The sequence below is a fragment of the Pseudomonas sp. B8(2017) genome, from assembly GCF_002113575.1.
Lineage (GTDB): Bacteria > Pseudomonadota > Gammaproteobacteria > Pseudomonadales > Pseudomonadaceae > Aquipseudomonas > Aquipseudomonas putida_Z.
This window is the reverse complement of record NZ_NEIO01000002.1, coordinates 313,534-339,243: the sequence shown is the minus strand read 5'-3', so window position 1 is coordinate 339,243 and position 25,710 is coordinate 313,534. Positions and strand designations below refer to the sequence as shown.

The 25,710-nt window shown below is 60.6% G+C and carries 24 protein-coding genes and 4 pseudogenes; 20 read left to right on the top strand and 8 right to left on the bottom strand.

Annotated elements, in window-relative coordinates; all coding sequences use genetic code 11:
• Window positions 1–88 precede the first annotated feature (88 nt).
• From CAG22_RS04945 to CAG22_RS04920, 6 genes and pseudogenes are all read left to right on the top strand, one after another.
• Window positions 89–988 (top strand): alpha/beta hydrolase, encoded by a 900-nt coding sequence (locus tag CAG22_RS04945; RefSeq protein ID WP_085589781.1) that lies wholly within the window; start codon window positions 89–91, stop codon window positions 986–988.
• A 63-nt stretch (window positions 989–1,051) separates the two neighbouring features.
• A complete protein-coding gene (locus tag CAG22_RS04940; RefSeq protein ID WP_085692635.1) occupies window positions 1,052–1,687 on the top strand; it encodes an SDR family oxidoreductase in 636 nt (211 codons plus the stop codon).
• 40 nt (window positions 1,688–1,727) lie between these two features.
• Entirely contained in the window at window positions 1,728–2,663 is a 936-nt protein-coding gene (locus tag CAG22_RS04935; RefSeq protein WP_085692634.1) for an alpha/beta hydrolase, read from the top strand.
• A 260-nt stretch (window positions 2,664–2,923) separates the two neighbouring features.
• Complete coding sequence (locus CAG22_RS04930; RefSeq protein WP_085589775.1) at window positions 2,924–3,160, top strand: hypothetical protein; 237 nt, start codon at window positions 2,924–2,926, stop codon at window positions 3,158–3,160.
• A gap of 26 nt (window positions 3,161–3,186) precedes the next feature.
• Window positions 3,187–4,101 (top strand): AraC family transcriptional regulator, encoded by a 915-nt coding sequence (locus tag CAG22_RS04925; RefSeq protein ID WP_085589773.1) that lies wholly within the window; start codon window positions 3,187–3,189, stop codon window positions 4,099–4,101.
• A 55-nt stretch (window positions 4,102–4,156) separates the two neighbouring features.
• A pseudogene (locus tag CAG22_RS04920) lies at window positions 4,157–4,714 on the top strand (hypothetical protein); the annotation flags it as partial.
• 44 nt (window positions 4,715–4,758) lie between these two features.
• Here CAG22_RS04920 and CAG22_RS28705 read toward each other — a convergent pair.
• A pseudogene (locus CAG22_RS28705) lies at window positions 4,759–4,947 on the bottom strand (electron transfer flavoprotein-ubiquinone oxidoreductase); the annotation flags it as partial.
• An 83-nt stretch (window positions 4,948–5,030) separates the two neighbouring features.
• Here CAG22_RS28705 and CAG22_RS04915 point away from each other — a divergent pair.
• Window positions 5,031–5,312 carry a nitroreductase family protein gene (locus CAG22_RS04915; RefSeq protein WP_085589769.1) on the top strand — a complete coding sequence of 94 codons (282 nt, stop codon included), beginning with the start codon at window positions 5,031–5,033 and terminating at the stop codon, window positions 5,310–5,312.
• Window positions 5,313–5,335: 23 nt separating this feature from the next.
• Here CAG22_RS04915 and CAG22_RS04910 read toward each other — a convergent pair whose 3' ends face one another.
• On the bottom strand, window positions 5,336–6,121 hold the full coding sequence (locus tag CAG22_RS04910) for a YkgJ family cysteine cluster protein (RefSeq protein ID WP_085589767.1): 786 nt from the start codon (window positions 6,119–6,121) through the stop codon (window positions 5,336–5,338).
• 195 nt (window positions 6,122–6,316) lie between these two features.
• On the opposite strand from CAG22_RS04910, the gene CAG22_RS04905 reads away from it, so the two are divergent.
• Window positions 6,317–7,390, top strand: a complete 1,074-nt coding sequence (locus CAG22_RS04905) for an MBL fold metallo-hydrolase (RefSeq protein WP_170929273.1) — start codon at window positions 6,317–6,319, stop codon at window positions 7,388–7,390.
• 57 nt (window positions 7,391–7,447) lie between these two features.
• On the opposite strand, the gene CAG22_RS04900 is transcribed toward CAG22_RS04905, so the two are convergent.
• Entirely contained in the window at window positions 7,448–7,654 is a 207-nt protein-coding gene (locus tag CAG22_RS04900) for an MmgE/PrpD family protein (protein WP_139833407.1), read from the bottom strand.
• 36 nt (window positions 7,655–7,690) lie between these two features.
• On the opposite strand from CAG22_RS04900, the pseudogene CAG22_RS27180 reads away from it, so the two are divergent.
• A pseudogene (locus CAG22_RS27180) lies at window positions 7,691–7,801 on the top strand (LysR family transcriptional regulator); the annotation flags it as partial.
• 19 nt (window positions 7,802–7,820) lie between these two features.
• Here CAG22_RS27180 and CAG22_RS04895 read toward each other — a convergent pair.
• The 3 genes and pseudogenes from CAG22_RS04895 to CAG22_RS04885 form a co-directional block, all read right to left on the bottom strand.
• Window positions 7,821–8,921 (bottom strand): annotated as a pseudogene (locus CAG22_RS04895) (polyamine ABC transporter substrate-binding protein).
• Window positions 8,922–9,316: 395 nt separating this feature from the next.
• Window positions 9,317–10,633 (bottom strand): APC family permease, encoded by a 1,317-nt coding sequence (locus CAG22_RS04890; protein WP_085589761.1) that lies wholly within the window; start codon window positions 10,631–10,633, stop codon window positions 9,317–9,319.
• 208 nt (window positions 10,634–10,841) lie between these two features.
• On the bottom strand, window positions 10,842–11,681 hold the full coding sequence (locus CAG22_RS04885; RefSeq protein ID WP_085589759.1) for a helix-turn-helix transcriptional regulator: 840 nt from the start codon (window positions 11,679–11,681) through the stop codon (window positions 10,842–10,844).
• A gap of 123 nt (window positions 11,682–11,804) precedes the next feature.
• Here CAG22_RS04885 and CAG22_RS04880 point away from each other — a divergent pair, with 123 nt between their 5' ends.
• Window positions 11,805–12,641, top strand: a complete 837-nt coding sequence (locus CAG22_RS04880; RefSeq protein ID WP_085704739.1) for a carbon-nitrogen hydrolase family protein — start codon at window positions 11,805–11,807, stop codon at window positions 12,639–12,641.
• A gap of 777 nt (window positions 12,642–13,418) precedes the next feature.
• On the opposite strand, the gene CAG22_RS04875 is transcribed toward CAG22_RS04880, so the two are convergent.
• Window positions 13,419–13,754 carry a hypothetical protein gene (locus CAG22_RS04875; RefSeq protein ID WP_085589755.1) on the bottom strand — a complete coding sequence of 112 codons (336 nt, stop codon included), beginning with the start codon at window positions 13,752–13,754 and terminating at the stop codon, window positions 13,419–13,421.
• Between the two features lie 24 nt (window positions 13,755–13,778).
• Entirely contained in the window at window positions 13,779–15,431 is a 1,653-nt protein-coding gene (locus CAG22_RS04870) for an electron transfer flavoprotein-ubiquinone oxidoreductase (RefSeq protein ID WP_085704737.1), read from the bottom strand.
• A gap of 315 nt (window positions 15,432–15,746) precedes the next feature.
• On the opposite strand from CAG22_RS04870, the gene CAG22_RS04865 reads away from it, so the two are divergent.
• The 10 genes from CAG22_RS04865 to CAG22_RS04820 are packed head-to-tail and all read left to right on the top strand — an operon-like array spanning window position 15,747 to window position 25,567.
• Complete coding sequence (locus CAG22_RS04865; RefSeq protein WP_085704735.1) at window positions 15,747–16,616, top strand: MaoC family dehydratase; 870 nt, start codon at window positions 15,747–15,749, stop codon at window positions 16,614–16,616.
• Between the two features lie 29 nt (window positions 16,617–16,645).
• Window positions 16,646–17,716, top strand: coding sequence for an acyl-CoA dehydrogenase family protein (locus tag CAG22_RS04860; RefSeq protein ID WP_025339162.1), 1,071 nt, complete (start codon window positions 16,646–16,648; stop codon window positions 17,714–17,716).
• A gap of 28 nt (window positions 17,717–17,744) precedes the next feature.
• Window positions 17,745–18,884, top strand: a complete 1,140-nt coding sequence (locus tag CAG22_RS04855) for an acyl-CoA dehydrogenase family protein (protein ID WP_085704927.1) — start codon at window positions 17,745–17,747, stop codon at window positions 18,882–18,884.
• A gap of 21 nt (window positions 18,885–18,905) precedes the next feature.
• Window positions 18,906–19,811 carry an SDR family oxidoreductase gene (locus CAG22_RS04850; protein ID WP_085704733.1) on the top strand — a complete coding sequence of 302 codons (906 nt, stop codon included), beginning with the start codon at window positions 18,906–18,908 and terminating at the stop codon, window positions 19,809–19,811.
• Window positions 19,812–19,834: 23 nt separating this feature from the next.
• Complete coding sequence (locus CAG22_RS04845) at window positions 19,835–21,001, top strand: acyl-CoA dehydrogenase family protein (protein ID WP_025339159.1); 1,167 nt, start codon at window positions 19,835–19,837, stop codon at window positions 20,999–21,001.
• A gap of 10 nt (window positions 21,002–21,011) precedes the next feature.
• Complete coding sequence (locus CAG22_RS04840) at window positions 21,012–21,857, top strand: MaoC family dehydratase N-terminal domain-containing protein (protein WP_085704925.1); 846 nt, start codon at window positions 21,012–21,014, stop codon at window positions 21,855–21,857.
• On the top strand, window positions 21,851–22,678 hold the full coding sequence (locus CAG22_RS04835; protein WP_256582409.1) for a CoA ester lyase: 828 nt from the start codon (window positions 21,851–21,853) through the stop codon (window positions 22,676–22,678). The genes CAG22_RS04840 and CAG22_RS04835 overlap by 7 nt, the downstream gene beginning before the upstream one ends.
• Window positions 22,675–23,424 carry an electron transfer flavoprotein subunit beta/FixA family protein gene (locus CAG22_RS04830; RefSeq protein WP_085704729.1) on the top strand — a complete coding sequence of 250 codons (750 nt, stop codon included), beginning with the start codon at window positions 22,675–22,677 and terminating at the stop codon, window positions 23,422–23,424. Before CAG22_RS04835 ends, CAG22_RS04830 begins: the two co-directional genes overlap by 4 nt.
• The gene (locus CAG22_RS04825) at window positions 23,424–24,353 is read left to right on the top strand and encodes an electron transfer flavoprotein subunit alpha/FixB family protein (RefSeq protein WP_085704727.1); all 930 of its coding nucleotides are present in this window, start codon (window positions 23,424–23,426) and stop codon (window positions 24,351–24,353) included. Before CAG22_RS04830 ends, CAG22_RS04825 begins: the two co-directional genes overlap by 1 nt.
• A gap of 11 nt (window positions 24,354–24,364) precedes the next feature.
• The gene (locus CAG22_RS04820) at window positions 24,365–25,567 is read left to right on the top strand and encodes an acetyl-CoA C-acetyltransferase (RefSeq protein WP_085704725.1); all 1,203 of its coding nucleotides are present in this window, start codon (window positions 24,365–24,367) and stop codon (window positions 25,565–25,567) included.
• Window positions 25,568–25,710: the final 143 nt, after the last annotated feature.

Sequence of the window (25,710 nt, the reverse complement as noted above, 5' to 3'; positions counted from 1 at the left end):
CGACCGATTAGGCAAAAATCCGAGTCTGCCCGTTCCTATACTTGTCTCCAACGAAGGGCAGAAGCGCTGCCCACTTGGAGGCAACACCATGCAAGACATCCAGTTCAACAACCGCAACATCGTGATGGCAGGCAACCTCTACCTGCCGCCAGCATTCTCTGAAAGCCAAAAATATCCCGCGATCATCACCGTTCACCCGGGCGGCGGTGTAAAGGAGCAAACCGCAGGCACCTATGCACGCTTGCTGGCCGAGCAAGGTTTCGTAACCCTGGCGTTCGATGCCTCCTACCAAGGAGCGAGCGGCGGCGAACCGCACTTCCTGGACGAGCCGATGAATCGCGTCGCTGATGTCTACAGCGCTGTTGATTACCTGGCCACCCTTGGCTTCGTCGATGCCCAGCGCATCGGTGTGCTGGGCATTTGTGCCGGTGGTGGCTTTGCCGCCAAGGCGGCCTCGGTCGATCGCCGCATCAAAGCGCTGGCTACCGCCAGTGCGGTTAACGTAGGTACGGCCACGCGCAAAGGCTGGGAGGGCAAAGGGTCCATCAACGACTTGTTGCCGGTGCTCGACGCACTGGCAGGTCAGCGCTCGGCCGAAGCAGCTGGTGCGGAACCGGTGTATGCCCCTTATGTTCCGCAATTGGGTGATACCAGTGCCCCGCGGGACCTGCAGGAAGCGGCCGATTACTACCTGACGCCTCGCGCCCAGCATCCCAATGCGCAGAACAAGATGCTGATGAACGGCCTCGGCGCCTGGGTCGCCTTCGATGCCTTCGACCTGATCGACCAATTGCTGACCCAGCCCACGCTGGTTATTGCGGGCAGCGAAGCCGGCTCCCTATGGCACAGCCAGGAGCTGCATGCCAAGGCGCTGGGGCAAAAGGAACTGGTGGTGCTTGACGGTCTGGCGCACATGGACCTGTACGACGGCCCAGGCGTCGATACGGCCATGACGCACCTGACGCCGTTCTTCCAGGCCAACCTCTGATTGTGCCGGGCGGCACCGGACCAGGCGCCGCCATCTACCCCATGAAGATTTCAGGATCGACAGATGAAAAACGTACTGGTAATCGGTGCCTCCGGGCAGATTGCGCGCTGGGTCGTGGCCATGCTGGCCGGGCGTGAGGACGTAAAACTAACCCTCTATGTGCGTGACGCCAGCAAACTGCAAGACCCTGTTGCGGCCAATGCTTCCGTCATTGAAGGTGACGCGCTGGACTCACGCGCCCTGGTTCGCGCCATGGTTGGGCAGGATATCGTCTACGCCAACCTGGCGGGTGATATCGATGAACAGACCGACCGCATCATTGCCGCCATGCACGCGGCAGGCCCCAGCCGCCTTATCTTCGTCAACTCACTGGGCATTTATGACGAGATTCCCGGCAAGTTCGGCGAGTGGAACCGCCGTGAAATCGGCCAATACCTTCCCCCATACCGGCGATCGGCCGATCTGATCGAGGCCAGCGACCTGGACTACACCATTCTACGTGCAGCCTGGCTCAGCGACCACGATGAAGTGGATTACGAGACCACTGGCCGACATGACCCTTTCCAGGGCACCGAGGTTTCCCGCAAGAGTGTTGCGGCACTGATCGTTCGGATAATCGAGACGCCCAGTTGGCTGTCGCGTGACAACGTTGGCGTCAACAAACCCGGCAGTGACGGCGACAAGCCGGCGTTCATATAACCCACTGCCCCCTGTGTATACGACCTAATTGGAGAATCCCATGAGCGATATCACTGTCAAGCACGTCAATTACCAGAACCTGGGCTGGCAAACTGCAGCGGATCTGTACCTGCCGCCAGGCTTCGATCCCTCCAAGCAATACCCCGCGATTGTCAGTACCCATCCAATCGGAAGCTGCAAGGAACAGACCGCCGGTAACGTCTACGGCGCTGGCCTGGCACGAGAGGGCTTCGTGGTCATCGTCTTCGATGCCAGCTTCCAGGGTGCCAGCGGCGGCGAGCCTCGCTTCATGGAAGATCCGTCGATTCGCGTGTCCGACATCCGCTATGCCATCGACTACCTGGTGACGTTGCCCTACGTCGATCCGGCGCGCATTGGCGCCCTTGGTATCTGTGGCGGTGGCGCTTACACGGTGCATGCCGCCATAACTGACCACCGCATCAAAGCGCTGGTATCGATCACCGGGGTCAACTTCGGCCGCCTGATTCGTGAGGGCTTCAGTAATTTCCAGCCGGTAGCAGCGCTACAGGCCATGGCCGCTCAACGCACCGCCGAAGCTCAAGGTGGCGCTCGGCACGTGATCAACTACCTCCCAGGATCAGTGGAGGAGGGTCGTTCAGCCGGGATTACCGATATCGATGTGCTCGAGGCGACCGAGTACTACAAGACTGCACGTGGGCAACAGCCCAATGGCGCCACCAGCGGTCTGTTCTCGTTCAACAGCGCAGCGTTTGGTTGGGATGCTTTCCTGCATGCCGAATCGCTGTTGACCCAGCCATTGCTGGTGGTCATTGGTGACAAGCCAGGCGGTTTCGGGGCCTACCGCGATGGTTGGGAAATCTATGGGCGGGCCGCGTCTTCCGATAAGCAGATTTATGTCGCTGAAGGCTGGTCGCATTACGACCTGTACGACAAACCGGAGCCCGTGGCGCTGGCTATGGCTCAGGCGGTCTCCTTCTTGCGCAAACATCTGTAACAGTGCTGGTGGGCCAGTGTGTCATGCACTGGCCCGCTCAAGCCGAATCTGCCGATTTAGGCAAAATTTTTCATCCCCGCCTTTAGCACGACTTCAAAGCATCCTAGACAAGCCTGGATTTTGAAGGGATAGCTTGCCAAAAATTCAAACAGATCGAGCAAGTCTACCGTTGGAATAGGCAAAGTCGGCTTGACCTTCGTCCTTATACTGGCTTCAACATTTTCAACGTCTGGCAGTTACCGCCAGAGGAGCAAACCACGATGAACGATCAACGCCTACAACGTCGTGTGGTGCTATTCAACACTTACAACAGTCATTTCGCCCCCGAGTACATCGCGGCGTTTCGTGATCGCGTCATGGCACAAGGCGCCAGCAGTTTCGAGCACCGTTCGGTGCTACGCGGGCGCATGACTCGGCAGCTCACTCGCGAACAGATGTTGCGACGCATCGATCAGGACTGGTTGCCCGCGAACGCGACGCCAACCCCCACCCACTGACCTGCCAACGTTTACCGAGGTAGCCCATGAACGCGCCTTTCGAACCCTCGCGGCCGTCTGTTACTAACAGTCGCGCCCTGGCCGCGGCAATTGCCCGCATCGCGCCATCCGACGGCGACTACGAGACGGCCATCCCCGGCCTGACCTTGCACCGGCGCCGCGCGGTGACCCAGCCGATGCACTGTATCTATGGCCTGGGGCTGGGGATTACTGCCCAGGGCGAGAAGCAGGTGGTGTTGGGTGACCAGGTCCTGCATTTCGGGCCGGGGCAATCGTTGCTGACGGCCGTCGATCTGCCGGTGGTATCCACTGTGGTCCAAGGCAGCCACGCAGAGCCGTTCCTCGGCCTGATGTTGCACCTGGCCCCCCAGGACATCCTGCAACTGGCTACCGAACTGCGTCTGCCGTCACCCACCCGCGATTGTGGCTTCTGCTCGATGGCGGTGGAGCCATTGACCGATGGGCTGCTGGATGCAGTGCTGCGCCTGGTGCAGTTGCTGTCGGACCCTGTGCTGTTTCCCTACCTGGCGCCATTGATTCAGCGTGAGATCGCTTACCGTCTGCTGACCGGCCCCCATGGTGCCCAGCTGCGCCACCTGATCAACCAGGGTGCGCCCAGCCAGCAGATCGCCGGTGCCATCAACTGGCTGAAGCGCCATTTCGCCGAACCGCTGAAGATCGAGCAACTGGCCGCCAGTTGCCACATGAGCGCTTCGACTTTCCGCCAGCACTTTCGCACGATAACCGGCTTGAGCCCGCTGCAGTACCAGAAGCAATTACGCCTGCAGGAGGCCCGCCAATTGATGCTCACGCAGAACCTGGATGCAAGCGTGACTGCCGCGCGGGTCGGCTATGAAAGTGCATCGCAGTTCAGCCGTGAGTATGCCCGGCTGTTCGGCGAACCGCCCCAGCGCGACATCCGTCGATTGCGCCTGAACTGAAGTCCCCCGTTGTCATTTGCTGGCACCGCCACGCCAACTCTTTCTGGAACGCACCATGAAACCGAACTACCCCGGCGTCTTTCGTCCTCTGCATTTCGCCAATGGCCTGAGCGTCGACAATCGCCTGGCCATGGCACCCATGACCACTTGGTCCGCCAATCCCGACGCGAGCACCTCCGAACAGGAACTGGCTTACTATCGCCGCCGCGTGCAAGGCGTGGGCCTGGTAATCACTGGCTGCACCCATGTGAGCGTCGAGGGCATCGGCTTCGATAATGAGTTCGCCGCATGGGACGATCATTTTTTGCCTAGCTTGCGGCGCCTTGCCCAGGCCGCGAAAAGTGGCGGGGCGCCCGCAGTGCTGCAAATCTTCCACCCGGGCAGCAAGGCCATAGCGGAACAAGCGCCAGATGGCGAAATCGTCAGTGCCAGTGCTGTCAGGGCGCCCGCGGGGCCGTTCAACAGCGGTGATGTAACACCGCGGGCGCTGACGCAAGCGCAGATCCTCGGTTTGGTAGAGGCGTTTGCCCAAACTACCCGGCGCGCCATAGAGGCAGGTTTCGATGGTGTGGATTTGCATGGAGCACACGGCTTTCTGATTCAGAACTTCTTGTCGCCGGCCTTGAACCAACTAAACGACCAGTGGGGAGGCTCGCTCGATACCCGTACCGAGCTGAGCTTGTCGAAGCTGAGCTTGCCGTCCGGTTTCGGGTACTCGATTTTCTGCGAGTCGGCCGCCAGCTTCAGGCAGGCGTAGTCTGGCTTGGTGTCGTGCAGGGTGAACGGCAGCTTGCCGCCGAACCAGTTCTGGTCCACGTAGTTGAACGCGCCACCGAGCAACTGCCCCATCAATGCAGCCTTGAAACAATCCTCGGCTGTAGCGCCTTCAGGCAGTGCATCCATGCAGCGGTTGATATGCCGTACCGCACGTGGCCATCCTGACCACACGGGCCGAGTTGGGTCCATACGCGGCGGTGGATTGTGGTGGCTTCATCAGCGCCTTCCTGCTTGCAGCCCAGGCCCACGGTGTGGCCACCGCGCCACAAGCGGCATTGGCACGGCATGCCCGGTTCATTCGTGACTACTTTGGGACAGCCGAGGATTGTCCCATGGTCTGCGGCATCTCTTTCGGCTACGCCGATAGCGAGCACCCCGTGAACAGCTTCCGCACCAGCCGCGCTGCACTGAGCGAAGTGCTGCGGATCGTCTGAGTGGTAACGGGCGGGCATGATCGTTAACTGGCCAGTGGAATGAAAACCTGATCCGGCGCTTCACTCGCCAGCTGAATGCCCAGTTGGGCAAGCTCCAAATGCAGTGCCTCGCCATGGGCGCGCACATCCCACTGGGTGTCTGGCGCCTGCGAGCTGCTCTGGTGGGCTATCGCTAGGCGCAGCTGTTCGTTGGTTGGAAAGAACACCGTGAATCCATTGCCTTTCCAGGCCGTGGTGGTGAAACCAAGGTGGCGGCAGATATTGACCTTGGCCAGCGCATCTTCGCGGTCGGCCTGCCGCGAGGCGTCGATCAACTGAAGCAAGGCGGGTGGTGGCAGCCCATCCGAAGCGATCAAGGGCTCCCCATCCATCTGTGACCATGCCGTTGTCGGGCACTCCTTGGTTGCCGGGTTCAGTACGATGAACGGATTGACCTCCATCGGATAGATTCGGCATACCAGTGGTCGCTCGGTGTAGATCCCGCATCGGGTATCGGCGAGTTGGTTGGGGCAGCCCTGCAGATTGGCCGCCGCGAACACCGCAATGACCTGAATGTCCGCCGAACCGGAGCGCGCCGCCGCTGAGCGAGCGTGGTTATGCCGGTATTCTGGAGATTGCTCGTTGGCACCCAGGGTGGAAAATGCCTCCAGGAGCACGACCACATCATCGCCACGGGCCAGCCAGGCTTCGGTTTCCGCGAGGGTCAGGGGTACGAAGCGTCCCTTGCAGCAAGCGCCGCAGCCGGCAATGCAGTCGAAATGTACAGGGGAGTTCATGGCGCGTTTTCCGAGGCAGTTGGACAACTGCATGCTACGAAGCCGGCCATGGCTTTCCTTGCCCGATTCCACGAGCTTCTTGCACAAATGAAACGAGTGCGATAGTGGGCAGCAGGATCAGGCATGCAGCTCGTTGAATTGGGCAAACCCGTTTGAGTGACCGTTTTTATACTGTCTGCTCAACCACTGCGCCCGCACGAGGTCTGCAACTTGAAACGCCCTTCACTGATGCGCACACCGATTCTCGAATACGGCGACTCTCCCCAATCTCGCGAGGGGCGCTTTCACAATCTGTCACCGCGCCCTGCAGACATGCCTGAACCCGACGCCAGGACGATCTGGAACGCGCTGTTCAACAAGCCAACGTTCACGGTGCCGCGTGCGCCGGTGCCGGTGCTGCAGTTGACCCGTGCACAGCTCGATGCTGCGCCGCACGCCAGCTTGTTCCGCCTGGGGCATTCCACGGTCCTGTTCAAGCTGGGCGAGGGCTGGTGGCTGACGGACCCGGTGTTTTCCAAACGTGCCTCGCCATTCACGTTTGCGGGCCCGAAGCGGTTCCATGCACCTCCTTTGTCCCTGGATGAGCTGCCACCGATTCGAGGCGTTATCCTTTCCCACGACCACTACGATCACCTGGACCGGGCGACGATCAAGGCACTGGCGCCCAAGGTGGAGTGCTTTCTCACGCCGCTGGGTGTTGGCGACCGGCTGCTGGCCTGGGGTGTGCCGGCAGCCAAGATTCATCAGTTCGACTGGTGGCAAGGCATCGAGGTGGGTGGCTTGCGCCTGACGGCGACACCCGCGCAGCATTTCTCCGGCAGGGGGCTGCGAGATGGCAACCGCACGCTGTGGTGCTCGTGGGTGATCCAGGCAGCGGAGTTGCAGATGTTCTTCAGTGGCGACACTGGCTATTTCGATGGCTTTGCCGAAATAGGGCGGCGTTTCGGGCCGTTCGATGTGACGCTCATGGAAACGGGCGCCTACGATGAGCACTGGCCCTATGTGCACATGCATCCTCGGCAGACCGTACAGGCCCACCTGGACCTAGATGGAGGCTGGTTGCTGCCGATCCACAACGGCACGTTCGACCTTGCACTGCATGCTTGGTACGAACCCTTTGAGCAAGTGCTGGAGTGGGCAGGGCAGCAAGGCGTTCCTGTGGCTACCCCCAGAATGGGTGAGCGGGTCGACCTGCGCTCGCCGCGTGCGGGTGAGCGCTGGTGGCGCGAAGTGGTGAATAAAGAGGAGCAGCCCAAGGCACGCGGATGCCGAATGCGCTGGGCGAACCAATACGGCTGCTGACTAGGCGAGGGCCCTGCGGGCGCGGGGAACCTGCCCCCGCAAAGCCTAGGCACGTGCTTAGGGGACCAACGGGTCGATCAGCACAGGCACCACATTATCGAAACGCTCGAGTTGCAGTATGTCGTGAGTCATCCTATCCACCACCGCATCGGGCAATGGCAGCACAGAGTAGGGGACGCACAAGCGGAACTTGTCGATGAAGTCTTGCTCGCTGAAGGGGTTGAGTGGATGGCCCTTCAAATAGGTATAGGCATTTTCCAGCACTCTCCCGTCCCTAAGAAAAGTCGTCAAGTGGGCCCCCACTACTTGGATGCCAAGGTGCGCACCTGGCTGGATTTCCTCAAGGAGCAACTACCGTTGTTGTTTGCCGAGCACCAGCGGGTGGTGGATGATCACCGGTATTGGCGTTGAGGATAATTGCCTGAACAGGTTAGGTGCCTGACTTGATCTTGGTCCAGAGACGGGTCCGCACGCGTTCGAGCCGCAGAGGCAAGGTCTCCAAAGGGTACAAGGTATCCATGACCGCCTTGGTCGGGTACAACGTCGGATTATCACGCAATTTGGCATCGATCAGGGTATTGGAGTCTTTGCTGCCATTCGGGTAACCGACATAGTTGGAATTCCGGGCGGTGATCTGCGGCTCCAGGATATAGTTCATCAGCACGTATCCTTGTTGCGGGTGTGGCGCGTCCTTGAGCAACACCATATTGTTCATCCATATCGGTGCGCCTTCCCGCGGTATGTTTTAGGCGATCTTGATACCATTTCCTGCCCGCTCGGCCGTCTGTACTGCGCTGTACACTGAACCACTCCAACCAATCACCGCGCAGATTTCGCCGTTGGCCAGGTCGGTGGGGAACTTCGAAGAATCGAAGTAGCGAACATAGGGCCGGACTTCACGTAGTAACGCTTCGGCCTTGTCGTAATCGGCCGGGTTCTTGCTGTTGGGCGAAAGACCCAGGTAGTGCAAGGCAATGGGGATGATTTCCACTGGTGCATCGAGCATTGCCACGCCACATTGGCTGAGCTTACTGATATTTTCCTTTTTGAAGAGCAGATCCCAGGAGTCCACGGGGGCATTCACGCCCAGGGCCTTGGACACCTTGTCCACGTTGTAACCGATACCTGTGGTACCCCACATATAGGGGACGGCATAACGATTGCCAGGGTCGTTCACTTGCAGCTTTTGCAGAACTTCGGGTGCCAGGTGTGACCAGTTGGGTAATTGCGAGCGGTCCAGCGGTTGTAGCACACCTGCCTTGACGAAGTTTGGCAGGAGGTCGTCCGGCACCATGACCACGTCATAGCCGCTACGCCCGGCCATCAGCTTGCTTTCCATCACCTCTGCGTTGTCGAAGACATCTTGAACCAGGCGGGTACCGGTGGTTGTTTCGAGTTCATTGGCCGTTTCAGGCGCAAGGAAATCCGACCAGTTGTACAAGTGCACGGTGGCAGGCTCTGCCCAGGCGACAAGAGCCTGGATACTCAGTAATGAGACTGTGCCAAATTTGATGAGGCGTGAAAGTAGCATAAGGGGCTCCAGGCTGATCATTGCGTCTGGTGGCACAGGGCCGATTCGAGAAGCCCCATTGGTGCGTACTGACACCAGAACATTATGTTTTTATTGCACAACGCGCAGTCAGTATGCGTTTTGCCTGGCAATTTCCTATCCCATCGAAGGGGTAACCCTGGGGGTAGTTACGAATGAAAGACTCGCGTTTCCAGTGCCGTTCACCCGAGGTGAAAGGAGGGCAGCCAGGCGCCCCTGGCTGCGACGCCGATCAGATATCCGTCGCGCAGCAACTGGCGACTGGCACCCGCAGGCAGTCGCCCAGATCGTCATGAAGTAGTAACTGAAGTAACTCGCTGATCAGCGTGGTGGTTGGCCAGCTATTACGCGGATGTGGGTGTGCTCTAACGGGTACTTCAAGACTCAACCTCCACCAGTCCCGGTGTTGGTTTGCAAAAACCCGCTGTCAGCCATGTGAGGTACAACCCACCGCACACCAACCAGGCCACCCCGGCCAATATCACCATTGTGCTCAACAGTGACAGCAGATAGAGGTTAACCCCAATAGCCAGCACCGGAAGCACCACAAACCCTACACTGCTCAGTCGCTGCCTGTGCCGTTCACGCAGGTAATAGGTGATCACACAGGTATTCACCGCTGCGAACGCGAGAAAAGCACCGAAATTAATCAATGATGCGCCTGAACTCACATCCGCGCAGATTCCTATCAGCCCTAGCCCGGCGATCAACAGCAGGTTGAACACTGGTGTGCGCGCCTTGCCTTGCAGTCGAGCGAAGTAGCGTGCAGGTAGCACACCTTCGCGCCCCATGAAATACAGCAACCGGCTGGCGCTGACTTGCACCGCCAGGCAGGAGGCGAACCCGCCGACAATGCCGCCGAGGTTGATGAAGTCAGCGAAAAATTGGCCTCCGACTTCAAGCGACAGTGCATAAGTCGCTGTCTCAGGGTCGGCGAACTGTCCGCCGGGGTGGCTCAGTTGCATCAGGTAAGCCACCGCCGTGAACAACAGCCCGCCCAGACAGATCACTAACAGCACCGCCCGGGGAATATCGCGCTTGGGCTGCTCTGCCTCCTCGGCCAAGGTGGTCACGGCGTCGAAGCCGAGAAATGAATAAGCCGCGATCGCGGCAGCGGCGGTGAGGCCAGTCAGTGTGCTGTGATCGTTCCACGCAGCGTGGGTGAAGCCGATTTGAGGCAGGCCGGCTACATAGCGCAGGCAGTAACCGATAAACAGCAGTACCAAGGCCACGCTCAGGGATGTCAGCAGTTTGTTCAGGCGGTCGGTCAAGGCCATGCCGCTGACGGTCACTGCCGTGGTCAGGCCAATGTTAATCAGCAGCCAAGCCCAGGTGGGGATTTGTGGAAACTGGGCATTGAGGAACACTGACTGTAACAGCCACGCGACCATGGGCATGAACAGATAAGCCAGCAGCACCGCCCAGCCGACCACGAAGCCACAGCCTGGGCCGAGCAGGCGTTTTGCGTAGTAGTAAGCTGAACCGGACACTGGAAACAGGCGTGACAGCTTGGCGTAACTCAGGGCCGACAGCAGCATGGCTCCGGTGGCCAGCAAGAAGGCGCTCGGGGCGATACCGCCGCTACGGTCGGAGATGACGCCGAAGATGACCATGGCCAGGCTTGGGCACATGTAGGCCAGGCCGAAGGCCGTCAGGGATGTCAGAGAAAGTTTAGTGGGCGTAGCATCAGGCATGGGCGACCTCTTGCTGCGCAGTGGTTATGCCACGGACCGGGCTTTGAACGAAATGAGCCATGCTTCATCCTCTTTTGTGTTTTTTCTAGGAGGCTGAATTGGAACTCCAAGGCCAGGAGCCGGGGAGTGGTGGGGGCAGGTGAGCGCTTGTGAGCTACTGCCGGTCTAGTATGCGGGGACCGGCAAGTATTTCTATAACGACGAATGATTAACCCGGGGTAATGGCTCGCGGTGGCTGGGGCGCAGGGTTCAGGTTGGCCAAGTCATCACCGGCGAGGAACAGCAGCGAGAACAGCTCGCTTTGGGAGTTCACATTCAGCTTGCGATAGACGTTGCGCCGATGGACCTTCACCGTCTCGGCGGACAACTTAAGCTTGTTCGCCGTCTCCTTGTTGGAGTGCCCCGAAAGAATCAGCCTTACCACATCCAGTTCCCGAGCCGTGAGGGCCGACTCTAGCTTGCGGCATGCATCGTCCTGCCTTTGGGCGAGGCGAGGCCCGGGTTTTGCCGGTGTGCGTTCGGGCAACTGCTCGAAGTGCAGGCGCTGGCGAAGCAGGCCGATAAGCCAGGGGCGCACCAACTCCAGTTGAGCGATGGCCTGGGTGTCGAAGCGTGAGCGCCCACCCAGTGACAGGCACAGCGTGCGTCCATCGCCGAGTGCCAGGTTGAACTGGACTTCGTCGGCGACCACGTTGTGAGTGAAGTACAAGCGGTAATAGTCGGTCTGTTGAAACTGCTCCGGCGCAACGTCGGCTAGGCGCACAAGGCCAGTCAATGCTTGCTCACGGCTGTTGATATAGAAAGGGTCAAGCAGGTACAGGCGATTGGCGTATTCACTCACCAGTGGGTCGATACCCTCGTGTTTGTAGGGGCTTTGGGCAAAGATCTGCGGCTTGTCGTGGCTGAATAGCAGCGCCACCCAGGTGTCCACCTCTACGAAGTCGGCGAGCACTGTGGCCAAGGTGTGCCAGAAGCTCGGCCGGTCCAGGTGCTCGACGCATTGGCCCACGCCTTGGTGCCACGAAAGATCCTGCAAGTTGAAGCTCATGCCTACCCCCGGGTTAACCCGTCGAAGTGATTGTTTTGTGGGCGATTATTTTCATACTTGCATCACCCTTCGCGAATGTCACCTAGCCCGCGGAAGGGTCGGGCGCAGCGAGATGGACTACCCATGAAGATCGAAGTGGTACAGACGAAAACCCGCGACGGCGACACCGCCCACAATCTCAAAGGCATTCTCAAGGCCATGGCCCGGTGTGAGTCGGACACCGATATTCTGATGTTTCCCGAATCGCATCTGACCGGATTCCTTACCGCAGATGATGTGGATTCGCTGTCCGAAGCCATTGACGGCGACGCGGTGCAGGCCGTAGTCGTTGAGGCACGCCAGCGCAATGTAGCGGTAGTGTTGGGCCTGTATGAGAATGCCAATGGCACCTTCTACAACACGACTCTTTTCATTGCCCCTGAAGGCATCTTGCTTACCTACCGTAAGACTCACCTGTGGGTGCCGGAACACGGCATCGTGGTACCGGGCGACCGCTTTGCCACCGTTGAATGGCGCGGTGTGCGTCTGGGACTGTTGATCTGTTATGACAGCGAGTTCCCCGAAACCGCGCGCGGATTGAAGGCCCTCGGGGCACAGTTGATGTTGATCACCGACGGCCTGGCAGAGCCTGAGGATCATGTGCATCGCGTGTCGGTAATGGCCCGGGCGATGGAGAACCAGGTATTCGCAGTGGCAGCCAACCGGGTCGGTGACGGGCAGGATGGCAGTGTGTTCGTGGGGGCTAGTCTAGCGGTAGATCCGTATGGCCGAACGCTGTTCGAGGCTGGGCGCGGCGAGTCGCGGCACGGCGTGACCTTGGACTTGTCATTGATCGACAAGGCGAGGGCGTCTCATGACTATGGCGTCAATCAGCGCATGGTTATGTTGGGGGAGCAGATCGAGCATGCCAATGGCGTACGTGAGTTGATCATTGGCAATACAGTCAACCGCTGGCCTTGATCGGGATTGCCAGCAAGAAGGGGACCATCAAATCCCCATCTGTGGAGGGGCTGGCATCAGGACATCAGTTGTCGGTCAGCTACTTTCCGAATCAATCCTAAGCAGCACCGCCGAGCTGGCCTAGTGCACGCGGATGCAGTTGCCTTCAATGCGAAAATGCATTCGTATTTGCGAGGGAGAAGATGGCGCCTAGGTTAACTGTCGAAACCTTTGGGCGGCGGACAACGACTGAGGCATGGAGCGCTGGCAACTGGCTGGGCAAGGTAGAGCGCCTCGGCGCTCCTAAGCCTCTGCACCTCGGGCACGATATTTGAACCTTGTATCGCAACACCCGGCCCGCAGCTTTTCCATCAATTGAGCAATCTACTCGGCTACTCGCCAGCAGCCCCGCCCTGCATCGTCAAACCAGCCCACAAGCGGCGCGCGCATAGGTTGTCGGAGCGGCGAAGCATGAACCTGCAAGCAACCCTTCATATAGCAAGCGCCACTCAGCTCAAGTGGGCCGCTTTTCCACTACTTACAGTCCATTACCTACAACCCGAGCCAGAAACTCGGTCATCGGTTGAAGTTGGCTGACGACGTTTCCAACGTTCTTCAATCTGACGCGGCCGCTAGTCGCTCAGCACAAGATATGGAGATGCCGTGCCCAGTGCTGCGACGGTTTATCGTTGACACCCTCGCCCTCTAGACTAAGCGTCTTCTGACGGGCTCACTCGCGAGCCGGCTACGTCGTTACCGATGACCGTTAAGCGTTCGTTCAGACCTGCCCCGTCTCGTCTACAAACACGCCCTCGCAGCTTCTTCCCACCGTTCTGCCCGGCCCTGCGCCGTCGGCAAGAAGACTTCGACGCGGATCCCCGGTGTCTGTTCATGGATCACGGCCAATGCAATGGGGCCGATATGCAAAGCGGACACTTCCAGTGTGTAGCCGGTAGGCGTCTTGGTTTTCGAAAGCGAGGTGGCCGGTGCTTGCCACTTGGGCTCCAGGCACTGCACGTACGCCTGTGCGGTCTTTTCACTGTCGCCAGTGAAACCTGTGGAGTGGGATTCCAAAAATCCCCTTGAGCAACCTACTAGTGCCATGGCTGCGAGGAGGGCTGCGAGTGTTTTCATGGTGTGCGTCCTGTCGGGAAAAGGTTACATGTTGGGATAGTTGGGGCCGCCGGTGCCTTCTGGGGCGACCCAGGTGATGTTCTGGGCGGGGTCCTTGATATCGCAGGTTTTGCAGTGCAGGCAGTTCTGCGCATTGATCTGCAGGCGTTTGTCGCCACCTTCGGCCGTGACTATTTCATAGACGCCCGCAGGGCAATAGCGCTGTGCAGGCTCATCGAAAAGGGGCAGGTTGTTGCTGATAGGCAGGTTCGGGTCGGCAAGCCTGAGGTGAACCGGCTGGTCTTCCTCGTGGTTGGTGCTGGAAAGAAACACCGAGGAGAGCTTGTCGAAACTCAGCTTGCCATCCGGTTTTGGATACTCGATCCGCGGTGCCTCGCTGGCCGGCTTGAGGCAGCTGTGGTCAGGGCGGGTATCGCGAAGGGTGAACGGGAGTTTGCCGCCGAAAAGATTCTGGTCGATGAAATTGAAGGCGCCGCCTGCGATCGCCCCAAACTTGTGAAGGGCGGCGCCGAAGTTACGACTGCGCAGTAATTCGTCATGCAGCCAACTGGCCTTGAACCCTTCGACATACTCGAAAAGTTCGTCTCCGCTACGTCCTGCCTGTAGTGCTTGCACGACGGCCTCTGCCGCAAGCATGCCCGACTTCATCGCGGTATGGCTGCCCTTGATCTTGGCGAAGTTCAAGGTACCCAGGTCACAGCCGATCAGCGCGCCGCCGGGGAACACCATCTTGGGCAATGCGTTCAGACCGCCCTTGCAGATTGCCCGGGCTCCATAACTGACCCGCTTGCCGCCTTCCAGGTACTGGCTGATCACCGGGTGGTGCTTGTAGCGCTGGAACTCGTCAAACGGTGACAGGTGCGGGTTGCTGTAGGACAGGTCGACGATCAGTCCGACCACCACCTGGTTGTTTTCCAGGTGGTAGAGGAACGAGCCGCCGGGGTTCTCGTCATTCAGCGGCCAGCCTGCGGTGTGCACCACCAGGCCAGGCTCGTGTCGCGCCGGGTCGATGTCCCAGATTTCCTTGATGCCAAGGCCGTAGTGCTGCGCATCGGCCTCACTGTCGAGGTCGAAGCGCTTGATCAGTTGCTTGCCGATATGCCCGCGGCAACCCTCCGCGAACAGCGTGTATTTGCCGCGCAGCTCCATGCCAGGTGTGTAATAGCCTGCCTTGGGTTGGCCTTCACGGTCCACGCCCAGATCGCCTGTGACGATCCCGCAAACCCGGCCATCTTCATCGAGCAGCGCTTCTTGAGCGGAGAACCCAGGGTAGATTTCCACACCCAAGGCTTCAGCCTGTTGTGCCAGCCAGCGGCACAGGTTACCCAGCGAAATGATGAAGTTGCCTTCGTTGTGCATGGTACGAGGAACGAAGAAACCAGGGACTCTGCTGGCCCGTTCAGCGTCCCGGAGAAAGTAGATATCGTCGCGTTTCACCGGTGTGATCAACGGGGCGCCGAGCGCTTGCCAATCCGGGAAAAGCTCGTTCAATGCACGGGGCTCGAAGATGGCACCGGACAGGATATGGGCGCCGACTTCCGAGCCTTTCTCGACCACGCAGACACTGATCTGCTGGCCCGTTTCCAACGCCTTCTGCTTCAGTCGGCAAGCCGCGGCCAGGCCCGATGGGCCGGCTCCGACGATGACGACATCGAACTCCATTGATTCCCGTTCCACTGCTCGACCTCTCTGTAGCGATGTAGCGATTCGATATCCACCCAGGCATGCCCAGGCACGGCTTATTGAGTTGAATGATTCGGCAGGTAATACGGGAATTCAATTTATGAAACGCCAAGTGGCACTTCCGATTCGTTGAACAGAATCAATGCCGATGCCAGGTCAACAGCGGGCTATGCGTGTCCCTGACGATCGATGAATTGCAATGCGGTTTCACCGAGGAGGCACTTTCGAATTCGTAAATTGAATTGGAAGTTCGCTTGCTGAAACATCCCCTCAAGTCATGAACAGCAACAAGAACAAGGGGATGGCACCATGCCCATCGAGATTGAAAAGCTGCTTGATTATCCGATCCCTGTGGTCCGCCAAACCCTGACCCGACAACAGACGGCGTTCTATGCACTGTCCGTCGGGATGGGTTGCGACCCGTTGGACGAGCGGCAGTTGGGCTATGTCGACTTCCGTCGCGACCTGCACGCCATGCCTTCGATGGCACTGGTACTCGGGCACCCTGGCTTCTGGCTGGGCGACCCGCGCTCGGGGGTGGACCCGAAGTGTGTGGTGCATGGCGAGCAGGAAATTACCCTGCATGCCCCGCTTCCTGTGGAAGGGGAAGTGATCGGCGCGACCAGGATCCTTGGCGTGGCTGATAAGGGGGCGGGACAGGGAGCCTTGCTCTACACGCAAAAAGAAGTGCGTAACGCGCAGAGTGGGCAGTTGCTGGCGAGCACGTTGAGCACGACCTTTCTGCGTGGTGGCGGAGGCTTTGGTGGTGACAGCACGCCACTGTGTGGCAGCCACCAGGTGCCGGACACCGAGCCCGACTTCTGCGTGGACCTGCCCACCCGCCCGGAGCAGGCCCTTTACTACCGAATCAATGGTGACGACAACCCGTTGCACGCAGACCCGGCCGTGGCCCGTGCGGCGGGCTTCAGCCGGCCGATCCTACACGGTCTGTGCACCTTTGGCGTGGTCTGCCACGCCCTACTCAAGACCCTTGGCGACTATGACGCCGGCGCCCTGCGCAGCATGGCGCTGCGTTTTTCCGCACCGGTGCTGCCGGGGGAAACCATTCGCAGCGAGATCTGGCGCGACGGCTCCTTCCGTGCGCGTGTCCTGGAACGTGACGCCCTGGTGGTGAGCAACGGCCTGGCGACATTTGCCCCGACCTCCACTCAGAACTGAATTCATTACCAGGCTATCAGGAGACCGAGATGCATTCGTCTGAAGAACGTTTGGAAAACATCCGCATGATCCGCGACAGCGCAGTGGCGTTCGCCCCGGCCAGTGAGCTGGCTCGGGTGCGCGGCCTGCGCTACCAGGTGCCGGGGTTCGACGGTGCGGTATGGCGCGAGATGGCCGATAACGGCTGGCTGGGCCTGTCGTTACCCGAGGCCCAGGGCGGTATTGGCCTGGGCATGGCCGAGTACTGCGCCTTGCTGGAAGTGTTCGGCGCCGCCTTGCTGCCCGAGCCCTTCGTGCCGGCGGTGCTGGCGGCGCGCCTGCTCGATGGCGAGCAACGGGCTGCGCAGCTGAGCGGCGAGCGCCTGCTGCTGCCGGCCTTGCAAGAGCAGGTCGACAACCTGGAGGCCACCGAAGGCGGCACCCGCCTGCACAACGGCAAGGTCCGGGGGCGCAAGCTGTGCATTCCCATGGCCGCTGGTGCCGACGGCTTCCTGGTCAGCACCCCCGATGGCCTGGCCCTGGTGGACGCCAAGGCGCCCGGTGTGGAGTTGGAGATCATCACCACCCAGGACGGCGGCCATTTCGGCCACCTGCACCTGAACAACGCCCCCGCTGAAACCCTGCCCCTGCAGGCCCAGGCCTTGTCCGACGCCCTCGACGAAGCCGCCCTGGGCACCGCCGCCTACCTGCTGGGCGCTGCCGAACAGGCGTTCACTCTGACCTTGGACTACCTGCGCACCCGCAAGCAGTTCGGCCAGACCATCGGCAACTTCCAGGCCCTGCAGCACCGCGCCGTGGACCTCAAGCTGCAACTGGCTTTGTGGCGCGCCAGCCTGGAAGCGGCGGCAGCGACGTGCGATGCCGGCGCGCCCGCCACCCAACGTCGTGCGGCCGTTTCCCGAGCCAAGGCCCGTGCCGCCGACGCCGCCTTGCTGGTCACCCGCCAGGCGGTGCAGCTGCATGGCGCCATTGGTTACACCGACGAGTGCGACGTCGGCCTGTACCTGCGCAAGGCCATGACCCTGGCCAACCTGTATGGCTCATCCGACCAGCACCGTCGCCGTTACGACGCCTGCATGCCACGCCTGGCCAGCGCTTGAGGACACGACCATGAATGAACAACCACAACTGCCCGATTTCAACGCCCTGAGCGACGACGCATTTCGCCAGACGGTCCGCGGGTTCTTGCACGCGCATTTCCCGGAAGAACTGCGCGACCTGCCCAAGCGCTTGCACTGGGAGGAGGTCAAGGACTGGTACATGACCCTCTCCACACATGGCTGGCTGTGCCCGGGCTGGCCTCGCGAGTTCGGCGGCATGGGCCTGTCGGCGGCCAAGCAACTGATCTACACCGAGGAGTTCGAGAACCACGGCGTGGCCCGTACCCCGGACCACGGCATCATGCTGCTCGGCCCGCTGCTGATCCGCTACGGCTCGCCCGAACAGCAGCAGTATTTCCTGCCGCGCATCCTCAGCGGCGAGCACATCTGGTGCCAGGGCTACAGCGAGCCGAACGCCGGCTCCGACCTCGCCAGCCTGCGTACCGAGGCAGTCCTGGACGGTGACGAGTGGGTGATCAACGGCCAAAAGATCTGGACCACGCTGGCCACCGACGCCGACTGGATCTTCATGTTGGTACGCACCGACAAAGCGGCCAAGAAACAAGAGGGCATCAGTTTCGTGCTGGTGCCGATGGACAGCCCCGGTGTGACCGTACGGCCCATTCTCAACCTCGACCTGCACGACGAGTTGTGCGAGGTGTTTTTCGACGACGTGCGCGTGCCCAAGGCCAACCTGGTCGGCGAAATGAACGCCGGCTGGACCATGGCCAAGGCGCTGCTGGGCTTCGAGCGGATCTTCCTCGGCTCGCCAAAGCAGTCGGCCAATGCCTTGACCCGCCTGGAAGTCCTCGGTGAGCACCTGGGCCTTCACGACGAGCCGGGTTTCCGCGACCGCCTGACCCGCCTGCGCCTGGACCTGGACGACCACAAGCTGCTGTTCGAGACCTTCGCCGAGCGCCTGCGCCGAGGCGAGAACCTGGGTGCCGACGTGTCGTTGCTCAAGGTGCACCAGACCGAGCTGTTCCAGCGCATCACCGACTACATGCTGGAGATCAGCGGCGAGTACGCGGCGTACCTGGAGCCAATCGAAGGCAACGGCAACCTCAATCCTACCGGCCTGTTCCTTCAGGCGCGTCCCGCGACCATCTACGGCGGCAGCTCGGAGATCCAGCGCAACATCCTGGCCAAGGCGATGCTCGGCCTGTAACCGAACGACGGAGAGAACGACATGCTCGACAACAAAGTAGTGGTAGTCACTGGTGCCGGTGGCGGCATTGGCCGCGCCATCGCCGTGGAGATGGCACGTGCCGGCGCCTCGGTGGTGATCAATGACGTGGGCGTGTCGCTGGGCGGTGAGGGCGGCTCGTCCACCCCGGCCCAAGAAACGCTGAAACTGATCGAAGGCTTCGGTGGCCGCGCAGTGATCAACACCGACAGCGTCGCCGACTGGAGCGGCGCGCAGAACATCATCACCTGCGCTATGGACAGCTTCGGCCGCATCGATGGCGTGGTGAACAACGCCGGGATCATTCGTGACGTGATCTTCCACAAGATGAGCGTGGAGGACTGGCAGTCGGTGATCAACGTGCACCTGAACGGCAGCTTCTACGTCAGCCGTGCTGCCGCCGAACGCTTCCGTGCACAGAATAGCGGTGCCTTCGTGCACATGGTCAGCACCTCGGCGCTGATCGGCAACGTCGGCCAGGCCAACTATTCGGCGGCCAAGCTGGGGATGGTGGCGCTGAGCAAGTCCATCGCCCTGGACATGCAGCGTTTCAACGTGCGCTCCAATTGCCTGGCGCCATTCGCCTGGAGCCGGATGACCAGCGCGATCCCCGACAGCACCCCGGAAGAAAAGGCCCGGGTCGAGCGCCTGAAGCAGATGACCCCGGAAAAGAACGCCCCGCTGGCGGTGTACCTGCTGTCGGACCAGGCCAAGGACGTGAACGGCCAGGTGTTCACCGTACGTCGCAACGAAATCTTCCTGATGAGCCAGAACCGCCCGGTGCGCTCGGTGCAGCAGGGGGAAGGCTGGTCCGCCCAGGCCATCGCCGAGCACGGCATGCCGGCATTGTCAGGCGCTTTCACACCGCTGCAGGTCAGCGCTGACGTGTTCTGCTGGGATCCGGTTTAACGAATTTCATGAGGTCGAGTTTTATGAATGCCACACACGCCCAAGAGCGCTATCAGGACATTCGAGAGGGTGTTCGTGCCCTGTGCGCGGAATACCCAACCGAATACTGGCGCAAGATCGACGAGGAAAAAGGTTTCCCGGAGGCGTTCGTCAAGGCCATGACCGAGGCGGGCTGGTTGTCCGCGATGATCCCGGAGGAATACGGCGGCTCGGGCCTGGGCCTGGCCGAAGCCTCAGTAATTCTGGAGGAGGTCAACCACTGCGGTGGCAACTCCGGCACCATCCATGGCCAGATGTACAACATGTTCACCCTGCTGCGTAACGGCAGCGAGGAGCAGAAGCGCTATTACCTGCCCAAGCTGGCCAGCGGCGAACTGCGTTTGCAATCGATGGGCGTGACCGAGCCAACCACCGGTACCGACACCACCAAGATCAAGACCACCGCTGTGCGGCAGGGCGACAAGTACGTCATCAATGGGCAGAAGGTGTGGATCTCCCGGGTGCAGCATTCGGACCTGATGATCTTGCTGGCCCGCACCACGCCGTTGGCGGAGGTCAAGAAGAAGGTCGATGGCATGTCGATCTTCTTGGTCGACCTGCGTGAGGCCATTGGCAATGGCTTGACCGTGCAGCCCATTGCCAACCTGGTCAATCATGAAACCAACGAGCTGTTTTTCGACAACCTGGAGATACCTGCCAGTAGCCTGATTGGCGAAGAGGGCAAGGGCTTCCGCTACATCCTCGACGGCTTGAATGCCGAGCGCACGTTGATCGCCGCCGAATGCATCGGTGACGGTCGCTGGTTCGTCGAGAAGGCCAGCCAGTATGCTCGCGACCGTGTGGTGTTCGGTCGCCCTATCGGGCAAAACCAGGGCGTGCAGTTCCCGATTGCGGAGGCCCATATCGAAATCGAGGCGGCCGACCTGATGCGTTGGCGTGCCTGCGAAGAGTATGACAGCGGCCGCAATGCCGGCGCCGCCGCCAACATGGCCAAGTACCTGGCGGCCAAGGCCAGCTGGGAAGCCGCCAACGCCTGCCTGCAAACCCATGGTGGTTTTGGTTTCGCCAACGAATACGACGTGGAGCGCAAGTTCCGCGAAACCCGCCTCTATCAGGTGGCGCCGATCTCTACCAACCTTATTCTCAGCTACGTCGCCGAGCACTTGCTGGGCATGCCGCGTTCCTATTGAGGCCATGATCATGAGCGATAACGATCTGGGCCAACTCCAGGACTGGCTGGGGCGTCAGGAGCGCTGCGAGGCGATCATCACGCCGCAGATGTTCGACGCCTATCAGGCCACGTTCGCACCGCACTTGTGGGAGTCAGAGGGCGCTGCGCCGCCAGGCTTGCACTGGTGCCTGGCGCCGAGCCCGGCAACAGCGAGCATGGCGGAGCTGGGTGAAGATGGTCATCCACGCCGTGGTGGCTTCCTGCCCCCTGTATTGCTGCCACGGCGCATGTGGGCCGGTGGCGAGGTGGAAACCTTGGCGCCATTGCCAATCGGTAAGCCGATCCAGCGGCTGTCGACCATTCGCGACATCCGTTTCAAGGAGGGCCGCAGCGGCAAACTGTGCTTCGTCACCGTCGAGCATGAATTGTCCTGCGAAGGCGTGCTGGCCATCCGCGAGCGGCAGGACATCGTCTACCGTGCGCCGGCCGAGCCGGGTGCCACGCATGCGGGCGGACCGGAGCGCGTGGGCGAACTGGAGCACTGGGTCGAGACCCCGCCGACTTTGCTGATGCGCTACTCGGCACTGACTTTCAATGCCCACCGCATCCATTACGACTTGCCCTACGCCACCGAAGTGGAGGGCTATCAGGGCTTGGTGGTGCACGGGCCATTGCAGGCCAGCCTGTTGTTCAACCTGGCAGCCCGGCACGCAGGCCGGGTACCTGCCCGCTTTGCCTATCGCGGGCAGGTACCGCTGATCGCCGGGAAGGTATTCCGTGCGGCGGTGTCCTGGAAAGAGGAGGGCGATAGCCTGCAGGCCTGGACCCAAGATGCTGATGGCAACCTGAATATGGAGGCAAGCGCATCATGTTGAGTGAATACAGAGCCCCGATAGCCCCATTGTTCGTCCCGGGCGACCGTCCTGAACGTTTTGCAAAGGCAGCTTACAGCGGCGCTGATGCAGTGATCCTGGACCTGGAAGATGCCGTCGCGCCACAGTTCCGAGAACAGGCTCGAGAGGCTGTAGCCAACCATGGCATTGACAATGTACCGGTCATCATCCGGATCAACGCAACAGCCAGCGCACATTTTAAGGCCGACGTGGCAGCGCTTCGCGACACACATTTCGATGCACTGATGTTGGCCAAGGCTGAAACCCCAGCAGATATCCGTCTGGTGCATGCGTTGTTTGGTCGTCAGGTGCCGGTAATTGCGCTTGTAGAAACTGCCGCAGCCTATGAACACCTGACTTGGCTGATGCTTGAGCCTGGCGTTGTGCAAGCGGCCTTCGGTTCACTAGATCTGGCCCTCGATCTGGGTTGCCAGCCAAGCCGTGAAGCATTGGCGTATTTCCGTGGTGCATTGCTACTGAGATCTTGCCTTGCTGGTTTGCCTTCGCCGATTGATGGAGTCACTACTGGTTTTGACGATCCAGCGTTAGTTCACCAAGAAGCTCAGATCGCTGCCGACTTGGGTTTTGGCGGCAAGTTGGCAATCCACCCCCGGCAAGTAGCACCGATTCTGGAAGCCTTTCAACCGAATGCCCAGGCAATCGACTGGGCATGTCGAGTGCTTGAGGCCGTCGAAAATGGCGGCGCCGTTCAAGTCGACGGTGCGATGGTTGATCGCCCTCTGATCGAACGCGCCCGTCGAATCCTTTCCCGTTCCAGCCCTGTTGGAGAATCCCAAGCATGAAAGTCCTCGTTGCAGTCAAGCGCGTGGTCGATTTCAACGTCAAGGTCCGCGTCAAGGCAGACCAGTCCGGCGTTGAACTGGCCAGCGTGAAAATGGCCCTGAACCCCTTCTGCGAAATTGCTGTGGAAGAGGCGGTAAGGCTGAAGGAACAGGGCATTGCAACAGAAGTGGTGGTGGTGACAGTAGGGTCGAACGCGGCTCAGGAACAACTGCGCACCGCCCTGGCTCTTGGCGCCGATCGCGCCATTCTGGTAGAGGCGGCCGATGATTTGAGCTCGCTGACGATCGCCAAGGCCCTCAAGGCTGTGGTCGACAAGGAACAGCCGCGGTTGGTGATCCTTGGCAAGCAGGCCATCGATAGCGACAACAACCAGACTGGCCAGATGCTGGCCGCGCTGAGCGGTTATGCCCAAGGCACCTTCGCCTCCAAGGTCGAAGTGGTGGGTGACAAGCTGAATGTCACGCGTGAAATCGACGGCGGTTTGCAATCCCTTGAGCTCAGCCTGCCAGCGATCGTCACCACCGACCTGCGCCTTAACGAGCCGCGTTATGCATCGCTGCCGAACATCATGAAAGCCAAGAAGAAACCCCTCGAGACGCTGACTCCATCGGCACTCGGCGTCGCTACGACTTCGACGATCAAAACTCTGAAAGTCGAGGCCCCCGCAGTGCGCAGCGCCGGTATCAAGGTGAAAACCGTGGCCGAATTGATCGAAAAACTGAAGAACGAAGCGAAGGTGATCTGATGGCTGTCCTGGTAATCGCTGAACACAGCAATGGCGTCTTGAGCGCCGCTACATTGAACACCGTGGCCGCAGCCCGGAAAATCGACGACAGCATTGCCGTTCTGGTGGCGGGTCAACAGGTCGACCAAGTCGCTCAGACGGCGGCGCGCATCGATGGGGTCACCAAAGTGTTGGTCGCCGATAACACGGCCTATGCAAATCTGCTGGCAGAGAATGTGGCGCCGTTGGTGGCGTCGCTGGGTAAAGGCTTCAGCCATGTGCTGGCGCCGGCCACCACCAATGGCAAGAACTACCTGCCACGGGTTGCTGCCTTGCTCGATGTGGACCAGATCTCCGAGATCATCGAGGTGGTCAGTCCGGATACTTTCAAGCGGCCAATTTATGCTGGCAACGCCATCGCCACCGTGCAGTCCTCTGCTGCAGTCAAGGTGATCAGCGTACGCGCCACCGGCTTCGACCCAGTGTCAGCCGAAGGCGGCAACGCAATCATCGAAGTGATTGACGCCACATTCCAGCAAGGCCGGTCCCGATTCGTGGGCGAGCAACTGGCCAAGTCGGATCGCCCAGAGTTGACAGGCGCCAAGATCGTGGTGTCCGGTGGCCGCGGCATGCAAAGCGGCGACAACTTCAGTCTGCTGTACAACCTGGCGGACAAACTAGGGGCAGCAGTGGGCGCCTCGCGCGCCGCGGTCGATGCCGGTTATGCCCCTAACGACATGCAGGTCGGTCAGACCGGCAAGATCGTCGCCCCGCAGTTGTACATAGCGGTCGGTATCTCCGGCGCCATCCAGCACCTGGCGGGCATGAAAGATTCCAAGGTGATCGTGGCGATCAACAAGGACGAAGAAGCACCGATCTTCCAGGTGGCCGACTATGGCCTGGTGGGCGACCTGTTCGAGTTGGTCCCGCAACTGCAAGCCGCACTCTGAGGAGATCCATCATGAGAAGAGCAGCGATTGTGGCACCCCGGCGTACGCCGGTGGGTGCATTCGGCGGTAGCTTGCGTGGTGTACCGGTAGAGCGACTGGGGGCTGAGGTGGTCAAGGCTATCCTGGCGCAGACACGGTTGAACCCAGAGCGTATCGACGATGTGGTATTCGCCCAGTCCTACGCCAGCTCCGAAACGCCTTGCGTAGGCCGCTGGATCGCTCTGGAGGCGGGCTTGCCGGTGAGCGTGCCGGGCATGCAACTGGATCGCCGTTGCGGCGGCGGCCTGCAGGCTCTGGTCAGTGCGGCGATGATGGTGCAGACCGGCGCCGCCGACGTGGTGCTGGCCGGTGGCGTGGAGAGCATGAGCAACATCGAGTACTACAGCACTGACATGCGCTGGGGCTCCAAGGCCGGGTCCGTGACTCTGCACGACCGCCTGGACCGGGGCCGTGAGCGCTCGCAGCCGGAGCACCGCTTCGGCCGTATCTCGGGGATGATCGAGACCGCCGAGAACCTGGCCCGCGAATACGACATCAGCCGTGAAGCCTCTGACGCCTTCGCCGCGCGCAGCCAACAGCGCGCCGCTGCAGCCTGGGAGGCCGGGCGCTTCGATGCCGAGATCGTACCGATCAGTGTGCCGCAGAAACGTGGCGAGCCGCTGTTGGTGACCCGCGATGAGGGCGTACGTGGCGACACCACGCTGGAAAAACTGGCCGGCCTGCGCACCCTGAGCAAGGGCGGCACGGTCACCGCGGGCAACGCCTCACAGCAGAACGATGCCGCGGCAGCCTGCCTGGTGGTGGCCGAGAATAAGCTGGACGAGCTGGGCCTGGAGCCGATCGGCTACCTGCACAGCTGGGCGGCGGCCGGCTGCGAGCCGGCGACCATGGGCATCGGCCCGGTGCCGGCGGTGAACAAGCTGTTCGCCCGCACCGGCCTTGGCTTCGAGCAGATGGACTTGGTGGAGGTCAACGAGGCCTTTGCCTGCCAGGTACTGGCGGTGCTCAAGGGCTGGGGCTGGAACGACCCAGACCGACTTAACGTAAACGGCTCGGGCATCTCCCTGGGCCACCCGGTGGGCGCCACGGGCATGCGCATCATGACCTCGGTGCTGCATGAGTTGCAGCGTCGCCAGGGGCGTTATGCCCTGGAGACCATGTGTATCGGCGGTGGCCAGGGCTTGGCCGCTATCTTCGAGCGCGTGGAGCGATAGGCCGAGCACCTGTCGCGATTCACGAAGAACGGTTTGCCACGTGGATGGGCCGATCCTCTGGTCGATACCCATCGAACAACAAAAACAATTACCTGAAATGTCGGGCCCGGTCCTCCTTGTCCTGTGCGGTCAAGGTCGGCCGT